The 13,995-nt window shown below is 53.2% G+C and carries 15 protein-coding genes; 13 read left to right on the top strand and 2 right to left on the bottom strand.

What is annotated here, in order from left to right:
* Positions 1 to 13: 13 nt before the first annotated feature.
* Complete coding sequence (locus tag FFI61_RS01060; protein ID WP_200368979.1) at positions 14 to 859, top strand: DUF72 domain-containing protein; 846 nt, start codon at positions 14 to 16, stop codon at positions 857 to 859.
* Between the two features lie 22 nt (positions 860 to 881).
* Here FFI61_RS01060 and FFI61_RS01055 read toward each other — a convergent pair whose 3' ends face one another.
* The gene (locus tag FFI61_RS01055; RefSeq protein WP_200368978.1) at positions 882 to 1,676 is read right to left on the bottom strand and encodes an SDR family oxidoreductase; all 795 of its coding nucleotides are present in this window, start codon (positions 1,674 to 1,676) and stop codon (positions 882 to 884) included.
* A gap of 174 nt (positions 1,677 to 1,850) precedes the next feature.
* On the opposite strand from FFI61_RS01055, the gene FFI61_RS01050 reads away from it, so the two are divergent.
* From FFI61_RS01050 to FFI61_RS01020, 7 genes are all read left to right on the top strand, one after another.
* Positions 1,851 to 2,054: a DUF3185 family protein gene (locus FFI61_RS01050; RefSeq protein ID WP_200202722.1), complete on the top strand. Its 204-nt coding sequence runs from the start codon at positions 1,851 to 1,853 to the stop codon at positions 2,052 to 2,054.
* A gap of 15 nt (positions 2,055 to 2,069) precedes the next feature.
* Positions 2,070 to 2,213, top strand: coding sequence for a DUF3096 domain-containing protein (locus FFI61_RS01045; protein ID WP_100638438.1), 144 nt, complete (start codon positions 2,070 to 2,072; stop codon positions 2,211 to 2,213).
* Positions 2,214 to 2,713: 500 nt separating this feature from the next.
* Positions 2,714 to 2,983 carry a ComEA family DNA-binding protein gene (locus tag FFI61_RS01040; protein ID WP_200202723.1) on the top strand — a complete coding sequence of 90 codons (270 nt, stop codon included), beginning with the start codon at positions 2,714 to 2,716 and terminating at the stop codon, positions 2,981 to 2,983.
* A gap of 162 nt (positions 2,984 to 3,145) precedes the next feature.
* Positions 3,146 to 3,925 carry a (Fe-S)-binding protein gene (locus FFI61_RS01035; protein WP_200202724.1) on the top strand — a complete coding sequence of 260 codons (780 nt, stop codon included), beginning with the start codon at positions 3,146 to 3,148 and terminating at the stop codon, positions 3,923 to 3,925.
* On the top strand, positions 3,922 to 5,361 hold the full coding sequence (locus FFI61_RS01030) for a LutB/LldF family L-lactate oxidation iron-sulfur protein (RefSeq protein ID WP_200202725.1): 1,440 nt from the start codon (positions 3,922 to 3,924) through the stop codon (positions 5,359 to 5,361). Before FFI61_RS01035 ends, FFI61_RS01030 begins: the two co-directional genes overlap by 4 nt.
* Positions 5,358 to 6,017, top strand: a complete 660-nt coding sequence (locus tag FFI61_RS01025; RefSeq protein WP_200368977.1) for a LutC/YkgG family protein — start codon at positions 5,358 to 5,360, stop codon at positions 6,015 to 6,017. Before FFI61_RS01030 ends, FFI61_RS01025 begins: the two co-directional genes overlap by 4 nt.
* On the top strand, positions 6,014 to 6,970 hold the full coding sequence (locus FFI61_RS01020; RefSeq protein WP_200368976.1) for a DMT family transporter: 957 nt from the start codon (positions 6,014 to 6,016) through the stop codon (positions 6,968 to 6,970). The genes FFI61_RS01025 and FFI61_RS01020 overlap by 4 nt, the downstream gene beginning before the upstream one ends.
* On the opposite strand, the gene gloA is transcribed toward FFI61_RS01020, so the two are convergent.
* Entirely contained in the window at positions 6,971 to 7,519 is a 549-nt protein-coding gene (gene gloA / locus FFI61_RS01015) for a lactoylglutathione lyase (RefSeq protein WP_200368975.1), read from the bottom strand.
* A 198-nt stretch (positions 7,520 to 7,717) separates the two neighbouring features.
* On the opposite strand from gloA, the gene FFI61_RS01010 reads away from it, so the two are divergent.
* From FFI61_RS01010 to FFI61_RS00990, 5 genes are all read left to right on the top strand, one after another.
* On the top strand, positions 7,718 to 8,380 hold the full coding sequence (locus FFI61_RS01010; RefSeq protein ID WP_200202729.1) for a GntR family transcriptional regulator: 663 nt from the start codon (positions 7,718 to 7,720) through the stop codon (positions 8,378 to 8,380).
* A 303-nt stretch (positions 8,381 to 8,683) separates the two neighbouring features.
* Positions 8,684 to 9,706 (top strand): DUF6160 family protein, encoded by a 1,023-nt coding sequence (locus FFI61_RS01005; protein WP_227714537.1) that lies wholly within the window; start codon positions 8,684 to 8,686, stop codon positions 9,704 to 9,706.
* Between the two features lie 39 nt (positions 9,707 to 9,745).
* Positions 9,746 to 10,804 (top strand): lysylphosphatidylglycerol synthase transmembrane domain-containing protein, encoded by a 1,059-nt coding sequence (locus tag FFI61_RS01000; protein ID WP_200368974.1) that lies wholly within the window; start codon positions 9,746 to 9,748, stop codon positions 10,802 to 10,804.
* Positions 10,801 to 13,038 (top strand): glycosyltransferase, encoded by a 2,238-nt coding sequence (locus FFI61_RS00995; RefSeq protein WP_200369580.1) that lies wholly within the window; start codon positions 10,801 to 10,803, stop codon positions 13,036 to 13,038. The genes FFI61_RS01000 and FFI61_RS00995 overlap by 4 nt, the downstream gene beginning before the upstream one ends.
* Complete coding sequence (locus FFI61_RS00990) at positions 13,035 to 13,982, top strand: YbgA family protein (protein WP_200368973.1); 948 nt, start codon at positions 13,035 to 13,037, stop codon at positions 13,980 to 13,982. The genes FFI61_RS00995 and FFI61_RS00990 overlap by 4 nt, the downstream gene beginning before the upstream one ends.
* The last annotated feature ends 13 nt before the right edge of the window (positions 13,983 to 13,995 follow it).

The following is a 13,995-nucleotide window of genomic DNA, read 5'->3' as shown; positions in this document are numbered from 1 at the left end:
GGAACCACTGACAATGGCACTCCCCTACTTCCTTGGCTGCCCTCAGTGGCAACACACCGCCTGGAACAGTCTGCTGCCGCCAGATACGAGCCCGCTGCGCCGTTACAGCCAAGTATTTAACTGTGTTGAGGGCAATACAACCTTTTACGCGACACCCAGTCAGGAACAATGCCAGCAATGGCGTTTTCAGGTGCCAGACGACTTTCGCTTTCTGCTCAAATTTCCCCGCGCCATCACCCACGACCGGCTGTTATCTGGCGGAGACGCAGACATGCGAGACTTCCTGAACATTGTTGCGCCACTGGAAGATGTGCTCGGCCCTTTTCTACTGCAACTTCCAGCCGCCTTTGGCCCAATGCACCTGAATAATCTCTGGCAATTTATTGATGCACTCCCTGCCCCGTTAAGGTGCGCCGTAGAAGTGAGGCATAGTGCGTTTTTCAGCAAGGGCGAGGCCGAAAAAGCACTAAACCGGGGTCTTCGTGAGCGCAACATCGCGCGGGTGTGTATGGATACCCGGGCACTATTTTCAGCGGTGCCGGATAACGACATCACAATTGAAGCCCAACGCAAGAAACCCCAAGTGCCTGTGCACCTGCTTCCCGGCGATGCAGCACCGGTCATTCGCTACATCGGTCACCCGAACCTGGAAGCCAACCGCCGTTTTCTGGCGCCCTGGGTTGAGCGCGTAGCCACATGGATTGAGGATAATCGGCGCCCATGGTTTTTCCTGCACATGCCGGATATTGGCGACGCGCTTGCCCTCACCGAACTATGGACAGAGCTTTTAAGCGAGCGTGTGGACGGATTAGAAGCCGTCCGGTTCAATGAAAAACAGCCCCAGATGGGGCTGTTTTAGAACTGCGCAGTTTGCGAGGCGGCTACCTGGGCGCTCTGGCAAGCCGGAACAACAGCTCCGGCGAGAGCCGCTTGACCCAGAGGGCCGCCATTTCCTTGCCTTTACCTACCGCGATCTCACGTTTTTTGCTGTTCAAGCCCTTAACCACCACCTCAGCACAGTCGGTCACATCCATACCATTGATGATATCTTCATCTTCCATATCTGAGGTTTTGCCATCACCGTCCAGCGCACTGCGGGCAATGTCCGTTCGGATAAAGCCAGGCACGATTGTGGAAATATGAATGCCCTGGCCTTCTACTTCTGTCCGTAAAGAGTCGAAGAAGCCCATAACTGCATGCTTGGCGGCGCAATAGCCAGTGCGCAGAGGTGCACCAACCTTGCCAGCCACACTGGCTGTTACAGCAATATGGCCGGCACCACGCGCAAGCATGTGAGGCAACACCGCCTTGGTAAGAGCACTCTGCCCCAACACGTCCACGTCCAGCAACTGGCGGTATACCGACATATCTGTATCCACACACAGCGAACGCTGGGATACACCGGCATTGTTGATCAACAGGTCAATTTGGCCAAACTGGTCGAGCACTGTTTGTACCGCACCTGGTAAGGCATCCCAATCTGTGACATCCAGAGGTAGAACCAGAACCTGATCAGCGCTTAAGCCTTTATTTCGGCAACGCTGCGCTACTCGAGCTAACTCACTTTCACGACGAGCAGAAAGCACAAGGTTGGCACCCTCCTGTGCAAATCGGGCAGCCAGCGCCTCGCCAATGCCTGAGGATGCGCCGGTAATCCAGATAGTTCTGTCAGACATTGCTGTTTACTCCGAAATGGTTGATAAAAAAACCTGTTCGCCATGATTACATAATTCACAAGTCTATTTAAAATCTCCGCCTACACGAACACTCTCGGCGAGAGTTGCTGATGTAAACATTCGGTGCCAAGCTTTCAGCACGAGTCAGAAACTCACACAGATAAGGATAATGACATGGGAAGTTCGAAACTCGTTGGTATCGTTTTGCTCGTAGTAGGCATCGCGCTGCTGTTTTTTGGTTATCAATCAACCCAATCTGTTGGCGACCAGATAAGTGAAACGCTTACCGGGCGTTTTACTGACGACACCATGTGGTATCTCATCGGTGGTGCCGCGCTGATCGCCGCCGGTGGATTTCTTTCATTCTTTAAAAAATAGTTATTGAGGACAGTTATGACCATTCACCTGGAACTCGCCCCGCTCATCAGTTTAGGGGCAGGCATTGGCGTTCTGGTATTTCCCCGTTTGCTCAACTATATCGTTGCAGGCTATCTGATTACTCTTGGCGTTCTGGGGCTTTTGGGGCACTCGCTATAACATATCGTTTTCCTCAATATGGCTCGAACCTACGCGCCCTGTAGGAAATGTCTCACAAGCCAATGAGCCAATCTCCCGTGGCCCACAAATACCTCCTCGCTACAATAGGCAGTGTCAGGGATGACAAGCCAGCAAGGAACGTTGGCACAGGGAATGAGTACTCCACGGAGTTGGAGCGCCCAAATGGATTTGGGACGATCAAAGGGATATTGAACGGTCAAAAGGATTTGGAACTGCCCAAAGGATAGGGGCTTTCAAGGACGACCAGGGATGAAGCGCTCAGGAAGAGTGCAGCCTGAAGGAACAGGCGGGGGTCAGCCACGGTACAGAGGATTACATGGAATGTAGTCCTTGTCCGTGCACTGCACTTTTAAAGCAATTTATCCCAACTTTCTTCGCACTTTAATCTTTCCCCGTAATAAGCCAGAACACCTGCTTTTGCTGCATTGCACCCTGACTCACATTCATAACAACACTCGTTATTCTCAGGAGTCATTTGCATGAAGCACACCTCTTTTTTCGCCACACTCGTACTGTTGTTCAGCCTGGCAACCGGATTTGCCTATGCAGACCAGCCAACTATTAACATCAATAGCGCAGACGCAGCAACTCTCGCCAGCCTCGACGGTATTGGCGCAAGCAAGGCCGAAGCCATAGTTGCGTATCGTGACACCAACGGCCCGTTCCAAACACCAGAGGAACTGTCCAAGGTTAAAGGCATTGGCGCACGCACTGTTGAAAAGAACGCTGAGCGGTTAACTGTAAAGTAAGCTCCGCGCTATAGCGTTCCAGACGGCGGCCTTCAGCCGCCGTTTGTTCACCCCCCGCTCTCCCCTCAATATCTGCTTACACAAAAGTCGTCTGGCAAGGGCCCGGCCACCACTCTATGATTGCTGGATAACAACAACGCTAACCAGCTCGAGTGGCACGTCATGGTAGATCCCATCAAGGTATACCCGCCAAAACCAACCCACGTCTATTTTTACGCAACCTGCCTGATAGACATGTTCTACCCGGACGCGGGAATGGCCGGCATACAATTGCTCGAGCGTGAAGGCATCAAGGTCTGCTTTCCCGAAGATCAAACCTGCTGCGGCCAACCGGCGTACACTTCCGGGTACCATGATGAGGCTCGGGTAGTCGCCAAAGCTCAGCTCGATCTATTCCCGGAAAACTGGCCCATCGTTGTACCCTCCGGGTCCTGTGGCGGAATGATTCGAAAGCATTACCCAGACCTGTTCAAGCACACCGGCCAGGAGGCGAAAGCTTCTGAAATTGCCGCCAGAACCTGGGAGCTGACGGATTTCCTTTTGAACGTTTGTCACATAAAGCTCCGGGACTTAGGCCAACCCACTACCCTTGCCATGCATACGTCCTGCTCGGCTCGTCGGGAGATGGGTATTGCGGAGGTTGGGCCAAAGCTTCTTGGTCAGCTCTCCAACGTAAACCTGGTTGAGCAGGTGCGGGCAGAAGAGTGCTGTGGTTTTGGTGGCACCTTTGCCGTGCGCCACCCGGAAATTTCCGGGGCCATGGTCAGCGAGAAGGTAGACACCCTCACCGATACAGGCGCAAGTGAGTTTGTGACAACGGATTGTGGCTGCCTTATGAATATTGCCGGGTACGCAGAGAAGAATCGCAAGCCCCTGGCTGGCCAACATATTTTGAGTTTTCTTTGGGAACGCACAGACTCGGGCAAAGGGGGCAAGTCATGAGCCAAACGCCTTCAGAAAACTCACATCACATTGATGTGAAAGAATTTCACCCCCGAGCCCGTGCAGCGATTGCCGACCCTAAAATTCGCCAGAACTTCCGTAAGGCGATGGATGGGTTAATCAGCAAGCGTAAAAATGCCTTTGAGGGCATGGATCTGGAAGCCCTGAGAGAGCTTGGCGCCAACATCCGCCTAAGGGCACTGGCCAACCTGCCTGACCTGCTTGAACAACTTGAGGCAAAGCTCACCGAAAACGGCGTCAAAGTGCACTGGGCCATTGATAGCGACGAAGCCTGCCGGATTGTGCGCAATATCTGTGTCGCCAGAAACGCCAAGACGGTGATCAAAGGCAAATCCATGGTGTCCGAGGAGATGGAGCTTAATCATTACCTCGAAGAGCGCGGTATTGAAGCCCTGGAATCGGATCTGGGTGAATATATTGTTCAGCTTGCCGACGAAACACCCTCTCATATCATCATGCCTGCGATTCACAAGAACACCGGTGAAATTTCCGAGCTGATGCATGAGAAAACCGGCACCGACCTTTCCAATGATGTGGAATATCTCACCGCCAGCGCCCGCCAGCAGTTGCGTGAAAAGTTTATGAATGCCGATGTGGGCGTGTCTGGCGTTAATTTCGCGGTGGCCGAAACCGGCACCCTTTGCCTGGTGGAGAATGAAGGCAACGGCCGCATGACCACCACGGTACCGCCATGTCACATTGCCGTTACTGGCATAGAGAAAGTCGTGGGCAACCTGGAAGACGTGGTTCCACTACTCGCCCTGCTAACCCGGTCCGCTACCGGGCAACACATCACCACCTACTTCAATATGATCTCCGGCCCGCGCAAGCCAGATGAGCTGGACGGCCCGGAAGAAGTTCACCTCGTACTGGTGGATAACGGCCGCTCAACTATCTATCAGGATGATCAGCTACTGGACACCCTGCGTTGCATTCGCTGCGGCGCCTGCATGAACCACTGCCCGGTATATACCCGCGTGGGTGGTCATACTTATGGCACCACCTACCCCGGCCCCATCGGCAAGATTCTGATGCCGCATCTGATTGGCCTGGATGAAGGCAGGCACCTACCAACGGCTTCAAGCCTGTGTGGTGCCTGCGGTGAAGTGTGCCCGGTTAAGATTCCGATCCCGGATTTACTGGTACGACTGCGCCAGGAATCTGTAGATGGCGACAAACTGAACCCCGCCAAAGTGCGCGGCCATGGCGCAAAACGCGGCACTCTGGAAGCATTGATATGGAAAGGCTGGAGCTGGATGCATGCACGGCCTGGCGTTTATCGGTTCGGCACAGCTGTGGCTGCGCGCCTGCGCAAACTGCAACCCGGAAAGCTTGGCGATTGGACAAAATATCGCACAGCCCCAAAGCTCGCCAACAAAACTCTCCATGAAAGAATGAAGGAGCGCGGTGAATGAGCTCCCGAGACACCATTTTACAACGCCTGCGTAACCGTAACCGTAGCGGGGGCGAACTGAGTGTTCCAGAGTGTGACTTCTCAGTCATGCGACAACCGGCATCATCAGTGCCTGAGCGAATCGATCAGTTTCAGAAAACCATTGAATCCGTACATGGTGAAGTACTCAGGTGCACACAGGACTCCTGGATAGCCCAGCTTGCCAGTGCGCTTTCCTCTCGTGGAGTGCGCAATCTGCTGATCCCGGCAGAACACCAGATTGGTCGGGCACTGCGTGAATCGAAGCAGGATTATTTGCCAGAGCTTCTGATTTACGACGAACCCATCGAAAGCTGGCAGCCCCACCTGTTCAACGAAGTCGATGCAGGCATCACGTCCACCCGGGGCGGAATTGCCGAAACGGGAACATTGATCCTGTGGCCAACACCGGACGAACCCCGCTTGATGAGCCTGGTGCCGCCTATCCATATTGCAGTACTGGAAGCCTCAGAACTCTACACAACCTTCCATGAGGCGATGCTCGCTCAGAACTGGGCAGCTGGCATGCCCACAAACGCTCTGCTAGTCTCCGGGCCATCCAAAACCGCTGACATTGAGCAAACTCTGGCTTACGGTGTTCACGGCCCCAAAGAACTTATTGTGCTGGTTATAGAATGATTCGAGGTGCCCTGTTAATCGCCCTGGCTGCCCTGCTCTGGGCGACCACGGGAATCGTCGCCAAATTCCTGTTCACCGAGACCGACCTACAAGCCACCACCCTGGCCTTTCTCAGGCTGGCTGTGGCATTGCCGTTTTTCTGGATGCTGATGCGCAGGGAGCAGCGACAGCTTCATAAAATCGGCCCCAATGCTCCAGGCAGTTCACTGCGGCAATTAAGTCTGAAGTCCCTCGCGCCACTGGCAGCACTCGGGCTCTTCCAGGCCATTTACCAGGGCAGCTACCTACTGGCCGTGGATCTCACCGGCGCAGGTATCGCCACACTGATAGCCCTGTGTCTGCCCCCGATACTGGTCGCATTATTAGCTGCGCCCTTACTGGGAGAAAAACCAAGCCTGATCACCATTATGGCGTTGATCACCGCAGTGATCGGCACCTTCATGCTGGTGATCAGCGACATGGATACCAGCGGTACTCTGCGTCTTGCGGGTATTCTCATGGCGCTTCTGGCAGCGCTTGTGTACACCGGTTTCACGCTTACAAGCCGATACAGCTCCACTGGCACGCCAGTTTTCACCACGGCATTTATATGCTTTTTCACAGCAGCGCTCATTCTGCTGCCCTTGGTGCTGCTCAGCGGTGGCTTTGAAGGGCTTGAAGAACTGAAACTGCGGCATTGGCTGATGGTTGCGGTTATCGGGATTGTACCCACCTGCATCGGCTATGTGAGCTTCTTTGCCGGCATGAAAACAACTCCGGCCACACTTTCCAGCATCATCGTTACGCTGGAACCTTTGTTTGTCGCCTTGCTCGCGTGGATCTTTCTGGAAGAGGTTCTGGGGCCGGTTGGCATTGCAGGCGCGTTCATACTCACCGCCGCGGTGATTGTGGCTTCGCGCTATGGCGGGAAATCCGGTGCCGTCACGAACGACGACACCGGCACTTCAGCCTGATCAGTTGTTCTTGCGCTGTTTCTCCAGCATGTTGGGCTGCAGAATCTCAATCCAGTAGCCATCGGGGTCCTTGATAAAGGCCAGGCCTTTCATCTTGCCATCGTCGGGCTTCTTGACGAAATCAACCCCCAACTTCTCGAAGCGCTCGGCTGCCGCGTAGACGTCTGGCACTGCAATACCAATGTGGCCAAAACCCTGCGGCTGATCGTTGCCGTTGTGGTAGGCAAAGTCCGCGTCGTTTTCAGTTCCCCAATTGTGGGTCAACTCCAGCATCGCCTCGCGCCCGAACGTGTAAGTGGTTCGATGCCCATCGTCTGCAGGCACATAGTTGGCTTGGCGGTCATCAAGGTAGGCAAGAAAATAGAGCGTAAACTTCATTTCCGGGAAATCGAGCTTACGCACCAACCGCATTCCCAGCACACGGGTATAGAAGTCCATTGAGCGCTCTGGATCTTTGATGCGCAGCATGGTTTGGTTAAATACGTAGCCTTCCGTTTCCGGAACGGGCTCTTCATATAATCCGGGGGCTTGTTCAAAGTGCTTGGGCATGGGGCTTCCCTTTTTAGCTATCGAAAATTCAAGGGCTATATCTGTGTCCTCTTCTGCACAATTTCAAGGGGTGGTTATCCTGCAACGCAGATGAAAAGCGGCGTTCAAGCTATGTTAAACTTGCGCCCATAACCTATCCCGCTGGTTTCGTGTCTGTTTCCGGACTGCCAGCCTTCAGATTGTGGTAAGAGAACCTGTATGGATTTCAAGGTGCCTAATACTCTGGCGGAGCAGATTGCCAACTACCTGGCAGAGCGCATCATGACCGGGCAGATCCAGCCTGGTAAGCGCATCCAGGAGGCCACACTGGCTACTGAGCTAAAAGTCAGCCGCGCGTCCGTGAAAGAGGCTCTGTATACCCTTGAGCGCTGGCACCTTGTAGAAATCACCCCCAGAAAAGGCGCATCTGCCTCGAAGCTTGATGCTAATCATGCGTCTGAGCTATACGACGTTTACATGCATTTGCTAATGATGCTTGCGGCACGGCTGTGCGAACGCTGGCAAGAAAGTGACCGGGAGCGAGTACTGGCCGTGGTTACTCAAGCGGTGGAGCAAATGCGAGCGCCCTCGGCAGACATTACGGCAGTGGTGGAAGCCAGCTTTGAGGTGATGGAGGCTTGCTGTGATTTAGTAGGCAACACGTATCTCACTGAGGCTCTTTCAAACTTCAAGCCAGCGGTCAGTCGCGCGTACTATTTGAGTGCCGAACGTTATCGCCACGGTTTAACCCAGACAAGCCACTTTTTCACCCGCCTCCCGCAGGCTGTTCTAGCGCGGGATGTGGAGCAGGCTCAAACTCTTATTCGGGAGTTTGCGGAGCACCAGAAAGTAATGATTCAAAGGGCCCTGAGCTCCAGTTAGAGGCGGCAGTTCAGCAGGCAGGCCTATTCAAAACCGTGCGGAGCCATGGATGGCGGAGCCGAGCGTACAGGGAGGTATTCACAGCGTGTTTTGAATAGGCCTGTCTGCTGGGCTGTCCATACTCCAAGCTAACCCACCAACTGTGACCAAACGCACAGACATATCGCTGCCCCCCACTTATCGTAACAACATGTAACAAAACTTTATTCCCGCTGCATTGGTTATGCTGTCCCCTGCGGCCCGGGAGTCTGAGAAAGACTCCCTGCTAACAACAACAAATCAAACCATGAAGCCGGGGCCGTCATGATTCATCCGCACACCTGTCGCCGCACCACGCGATCAACAGCGCTTTCATTCTGGGTGCTTGCACTTTCCCTACCCTCTACTGCCATGGCCGAATTTCAGCCATTGGATGACAGCACACTGTCGGGTGTATCAGGCCAGGCCGGCATTACCATTGAGCTGGAAACCAAAATCAACATTGATCGCCTGTCGTGGACGGATGAAGGCACACTGAGTGTGAACAACATGCGACTTTCCGGGCACAACGACACCACACTGGATAACCTGAAGCTAACAGTGGATATTGCTGGCACAGGTGAAGTTCTTGAGCACGGCTTCTCAGAGATAGCACGCCGGGCAAATGCCGGGCTCCTTAGTACCAGCGATCCCGATGTAGCAGATGCTTTGGCGAAATATTCCGTAAACGGCGAGTTTGGCAAGCAATTCAATAGCGGCGATCTGGTTATTCACTTGGGTGCAACCAACTACGGCGCCGAAACCAGCCTGACCGACTACCTTCAAGCGATAGATTTTGAGCTCGCCGTAGGAAGCCTCACAACCACTGGCACAGAGGGCTCTGCCACTCTGTTTTCTGATGTATTACTGCAAGGCTATGTAGGCCCTACAGATCTGGTTATCCGAAACGATAGTGCTACTACCCGCACTCTGGCCAATGGCAACCAAGTATCCGGAGCGGAATTACAACTGGACACCCACTTTGAAGTAACCAACGGCAGCCTGAACTGGGAAGCAGCGGATTTAATCTTCCTGTTTAACTTTGCAGCCGTGAGAATTGAAGGCCTGCAAATTCATAACCGGCGCGGCAACGACACGCTGGGCCACTTCGGAATGGCGAGCGCAACGGCAAAAATCTCCCGGGGCACCAGCGCCGCTACTGGAAAAGACGGCCTTTCGATTCACGACGTCGAATTCCGGGCTGATATCGACATGCCCATATTCAAAGTGGGCCAGGCCAGTATTGGCAGCGTTAGTTTCACCGATTTCGCCATTACAGATACCACCATGATGGTTTACGGTCACTAGAGTCTTGTAAACTGCCCGTCCATCTTTGACGGGCAGTCCATGAACGACCACATTAATACCAACGATCAGCATCCAGCTTCTGCAAAACGCCTCGCACTGTTCAGCCTGCTCTTCATCGCGCTCACGGCGGCAGGGCTTTTCGCTGTGTACGATCAGTTCGCAGGGCAGAACATCAGTTTCGATACCCGGTTGATTGCACCACAAACGCTGACCGCACTCACTGGGTTGATGCTGGTATATTTCGTTTCTGATGGCTTACGTTTGCATTTCACGCTGCGTGCGCTCGGCCACGATTTATCCTTTCCCGTTATTTTCCGTCTGGTTTTTATCAACTTGCTCTTTTCCAACGTCACGCCTATGGCCACCGGTGGTGGCTTCGCTCAGATATGGTATCTGCATCGCCATGGGGTGCCGGTAGGCAGAGCCACGGCTGCAACCACCATCAGAACCGTGCTGGCAGTGCTTTTCATTTTCTCCCTAACGCCTGTCTTTCTGCTGACTCTGGATGCATTTAACGGCCAGAGCATCACGGGTGATCTGGGTCTGGCATTAGCAATATTCATCCTTATATATCTGGGCTTTTTCGTCATTTTGCTGTTCCGAACACGCTGGCTTATCGGGCCGCTCAGCGGACTACTCAGGGCTCTTAACCGCTGGAAACTCTTAACCGATACCCGCCATATGCACTGGCAGTTCAAGGCTAAGCGAGAGATGCTGCGCTTTTCCCACAGCTTTGGTGACTACCTCCAGGGCAGGCCGCTCTTTGTAATGCTTTCCGTTCTATTTACAGCCATATTCCTGCTGAGCCTGTTCAGTTTCCCTGCTCTGCTGATTCATAGCCTGGGTTACGATGTCGACTACCTGATGTCGCTGGGGCTGCTGGTTGTGACAACATTTATAATGTATTTCTCACCAACCCCGGGCGCATCGGGCGTTTCAGAAGGTGTATTCGGAAGTTTCTTCAGCGGCATTCTCTCAGGAAACCATCTGATTCTGGTTATTGTGAGTTGGCGCCTGCTGACTATCTATCTCGGCATGTTCATCGGCCTGGCCGTGCTGCAAAAAGAACTCATTAAACGCCGCAGGAAATCCGGATAATGTTTCGAAATCCACTCAAGTTACTATTCTATCTCTGCCTGCTGACCGTCATTCTTCTCTTGGGTTACAAAACCTACCTGAACGTATTTCTGGAAGATTTTGCGGGCGTGCATACTACCCAGGTGGAACATATTCAGCGCAAAGTCACAACCGACCAAGCCTTCAGTTTTGCTGTGCTGGGAAACATCAACAACTCTGTCGGGGTTTTCGAAGATCGCATTATTCCGGAGCTAAACGCCTCGGGAACGGACTTTCTGGTTTCTGCCGGCAACGCAGTAAGCGGCGGCGGCGAGGACAAGTATCGCGCGCTCTATGGAAGTCTCAGCCATCTCGACATTCCCTACCTCCTCACATTCGGCGCCCATGAATTCAACAACTTTGGCAGCTTCCGTTTTTATGACCACTTTGGTCCGCACTTCTATAGCATTCAGGTGGGCAACAGCCGGCTTATCTTTCTCGACAGCACTGGAAAGACACCCTGGGAATGGCAGGTGCGTTGGCTGGAAGACCTCCTGAACCAAGACGCCTCAAAGGCACGAATCCTGTTTATTGGTCACCCGCTATTAAAGCCCGAAGAAGATGTCTTGCTCGATCAGCCCGAAGATTATCTTCAGCCGCCGGAGTTCAGGGATGCACTCCTGAAGATGGTTGAAAAACACAACATTAAATTCGTGTTCTCCTCCAACCTCTCGCTGTATTCAGAAAAACAGTTGGGCAACACGCTGTTCGTCACCACAGGGGGAGCCGGTGGCTTAATACTGAACAACAACACCAGCTTTTATCACTACGTGCACGTCAGCGTCAGCCCTGCGGGCGAAGTCAGCCACACGCTCCGGAAACTGGAAGTTGGCCAGCACCCTATACTCAAACAGCTCGAAAGCCTCTGGTTCTTTGTGTATTCACTGTTCTATGCCGGCTACCTTAATTTCATTCTTATAGTGGCAGTGTTTGCCGCCATCACCATCAAACTCTACGCCATGATTTTCATTGGCAAGGACTACTACCCCGACTACAACCTGGACCCCACTCCCTGGCTGAACAAACCATTAAGGGTGGCCATGTTCACCAATAACTATCTACCCTTCATCGGCGGTGTGCCTATTTCCATTGCACGACTAAAAAAGGGGCTGGAGCAGCTTGGCGACAAGCTTCTGGTAGTCGCACCGCGTTACAAAGATCAACCCGCTGTAGAAGAACATACGCTGCGGGTACCTTCATTGCTTGCCATGGGGGAGAAGCGGGAGTTCCGCCTGGCAAACATATTTCTTGGTCGTATCCGCAAACGTGTGCGCGCCTTTCATCCAGATATAATCCACCTGCACCACCCTTTCTGGCTGGGCTCGCTCGGGTTATTCATGGCGCGCCGTCTTAAGGTGCCAGCCATTTATACCTACCACACCCGGCTTGAGCACTACGCCCACTTCGTACCCTTGCCGGGGCTTATTTTCCGCAACCTGATATCTCACGCTCTTATCAAACGCTTCGCCAATAAATGCGATGGCGTTATCGTACCCACCTATTCCACTGAGGAGTATCTGCGGATGATTGGGGTGAAAACACCCACCTTTGTGCAGCCTACGGGCATTGAGTACACCCGGTTTCAAGCGGTAGCGGATGAGGAGATCACAGAACTCCGACAGGCTCTGAACCTTAAAAACGAAACGGTTTTCATCAGCGTGTCGCGATTATCGAACGAGAAAAACATCGATTTCATGATCGAATCCATCGGCAGGCTACATCAGGAGTCGACCAAACCCTTTCACTTTCTGATGATCGGCGAAGGCCACCAAAAAGAGCGCCTGCAAAACAAAATTCAAGAACTGGGACTGGAAGATCAGATCACTTTGGTTGGTGCCGTGCCGCCGGAGAAAATGGCAACGTGGTATCGTTTGGGTGACGCCTTTTTGTTTGCCTCCAAATCTGAAACTCAGGGCATGGTCATTCTGGAGGCTATGGCTGCTGGTTTGCCTGTGGTTGCGGTGCGTTCCAGTGGTATCGACGACGTTGTGCGACACGGTATAAATGGCTTCAAAACTCCCGAAAGGCAAGATCTATGGTGTGCTCAGGTAAAACAATTGCTGGAGGATGAGGAATTGAGAAACACTCTTTCAGAGCAAGCTCTGGCATTTTCGAAAGACTTTTCCGTTGAACAATTTGCCTCGAATGTTCGCGAGATCTACGCTACCACTTTGGCAGTCAGCGAGAAGCGTCAACTAAAACGGAGAAATGCATGAGCGGCATCCCTGTAGGTATCAGCACGTGCCTGTTAGGCAAAGAAGTCCGTCATGATGGTGGCCACAAGCATTCCCGCTATTGCACTGAGGTGCTGTCACGGCATTTTGATTTCCGTCCAATTTGTCCTGAACTGGAGGCTGGCCTGGGTGTCCCCCGCCCCGCCATTCATCTGCGCGAATACCCGGAAGGCATGCGCCTGACAGAAACCAAAGGCACTGCTGACCACACCGGTGCCATGCAGGACTTCACCAGCGGGATCATGCCAGAACTGGCCAATTTGCGCGGTTACATTCTGATGGCCAAATCCCCTAGCTGCGGCATGGCGCGCATCAAAGTTCACAACCCGGAAGGCCAGGTAGTGCGACGTGATGGGCAAGGAATGTTCGCCGAAGCACTGATGCGCGCATACCCGCTGATGCCAGTTGAAGAAGAAGGCCGGCTGAATGATGACGCGCTGCGGGAAAACTTCATTGAGCGGGTATTTGCCTATGACGACTGGATGCAAAATGTTGCCGGCGAAAACCTCACCGCAAAAGCGCTGATCGAGTTCCATACCCGCCACAAGTTCCAGCTACTTGCGCACTCGGAAAAGATCTACCGGCAACTCGGTCCCATGTTGAGCGACCTTAAATCAGATGCTTTGGAAACTATTGCCAACCGCTATATCCAGGGCTTTATGGAAGCCATGACCCGAAAAGTAAGTCGCGGCTCACATATAAACGTGATGCAGCACCTGATGGGGTATCTGAGGGATGCAATGGAGGGCGAGGATCGCAAGGTTCTGATCGAGCAAATTGAAGCCTACGGTCGCGGCGAAGTGCCGCTCATTGTCCCCATGACACTGCTGAGAATGGCGCAGCGCAGGGAACCGGCCGATTACCTGTTACTGCAGCAGTACCTGAGCCCCTACCCGGATGAGCTGGGGCTCAGAAACAAGGTGTAGCACAGGCGGGGCC

The sequence above is a fragment of the Marinobacter sp. DY40_1A1 genome (assembly GCF_016597815.1).
In the GTDB taxonomy this organism is placed as follows: Bacteria; Pseudomonadota; Gammaproteobacteria; order Pseudomonadales; family Oleiphilaceae; genus Marinobacter; species Marinobacter xiaoshiensis.
The sequence above is the reverse complement of the archived record's forward strand: the minus strand, read 5'-3'. Positions and strand labels throughout refer to the sequence as shown.

Excerpts from the sequence above, each read along its gene's own strand:
- FFI61_RS01060 (WP_200368979.1), top strand. The coding sequence starts at position 14 with ATGGCACTCCCCTACTTCCTTGGCTGCCCTCAGTGGCAACACACCGCC.
- FFI61_RS01055 (WP_200368978.1), bottom strand. The coding sequence starts at position 1,676 with ATGTCTGACAGAACTATCTGGATTACCGGCGCATCCTCAGGCATTGGC.
- FFI61_RS01050 (WP_200202722.1), top strand. The coding sequence starts at position 1,851 with ATGGGAAGTTCGAAACTCGTTGGTATCGTTTTGCTCGTAGTAGGCATC.
- FFI61_RS01045 (WP_100638438.1), top strand. The coding sequence starts at position 2,070 with ATGACCATTCACCTGGAACTCGCCCCGCTCATCAGTTTAGGGGCAGGC.
- FFI61_RS01040 (WP_200202723.1), top strand. The coding sequence starts at position 2,714 with ATGAAGCACACCTCTTTTTTCGCCACACTCGTACTGTTGTTCAGCCTG.
- FFI61_RS01035 (WP_200202724.1), top strand. The coding sequence starts at position 3,146 with ATGGTAGATCCCATCAAGGTATACCCGCCAAAACCAACCCACGTCTAT.
- FFI61_RS01030 (WP_200202725.1), top strand. The coding sequence starts at position 3,922 with ATGAGCCAAACGCCTTCAGAAAACTCACATCACATTGATGTGAAAGAA.
- FFI61_RS01025 (WP_200368977.1), top strand. The coding sequence starts at position 5,358 with ATGAGCTCCCGAGACACCATTTTACAACGCCTGCGTAACCGTAACCGT.
- FFI61_RS01020 (WP_200368976.1), top strand. The coding sequence starts at position 6,014 with ATGATTCGAGGTGCCCTGTTAATCGCCCTGGCTGCCCTGCTCTGGGCG.
- gloA (WP_200368975.1), bottom strand. The coding sequence starts at position 7,519 with ATGCCCAAGCACTTTGAACAAGCCCCCGGATTATATGAAGAGCCCGTT.
- FFI61_RS01010 (WP_200202729.1), top strand. The coding sequence starts at position 7,718 with ATGGATTTCAAGGTGCCTAATACTCTGGCGGAGCAGATTGCCAACTAC.
- FFI61_RS01005 (WP_227714537.1), top strand. The coding sequence starts at position 8,684 with ATGATTCATCCGCACACCTGTCGCCGCACCACGCGATCAACAGCGCTT.
- FFI61_RS01000 (WP_200368974.1), top strand. The coding sequence starts at position 9,746 with ATGAACGACCACATTAATACCAACGATCAGCATCCAGCTTCTGCAAAA.
- FFI61_RS00990 (WP_200368973.1), top strand. The coding sequence starts at position 13,035 with ATGAGCGGCATCCCTGTAGGTATCAGCACGTGCCTGTTAGGCAAAGAA.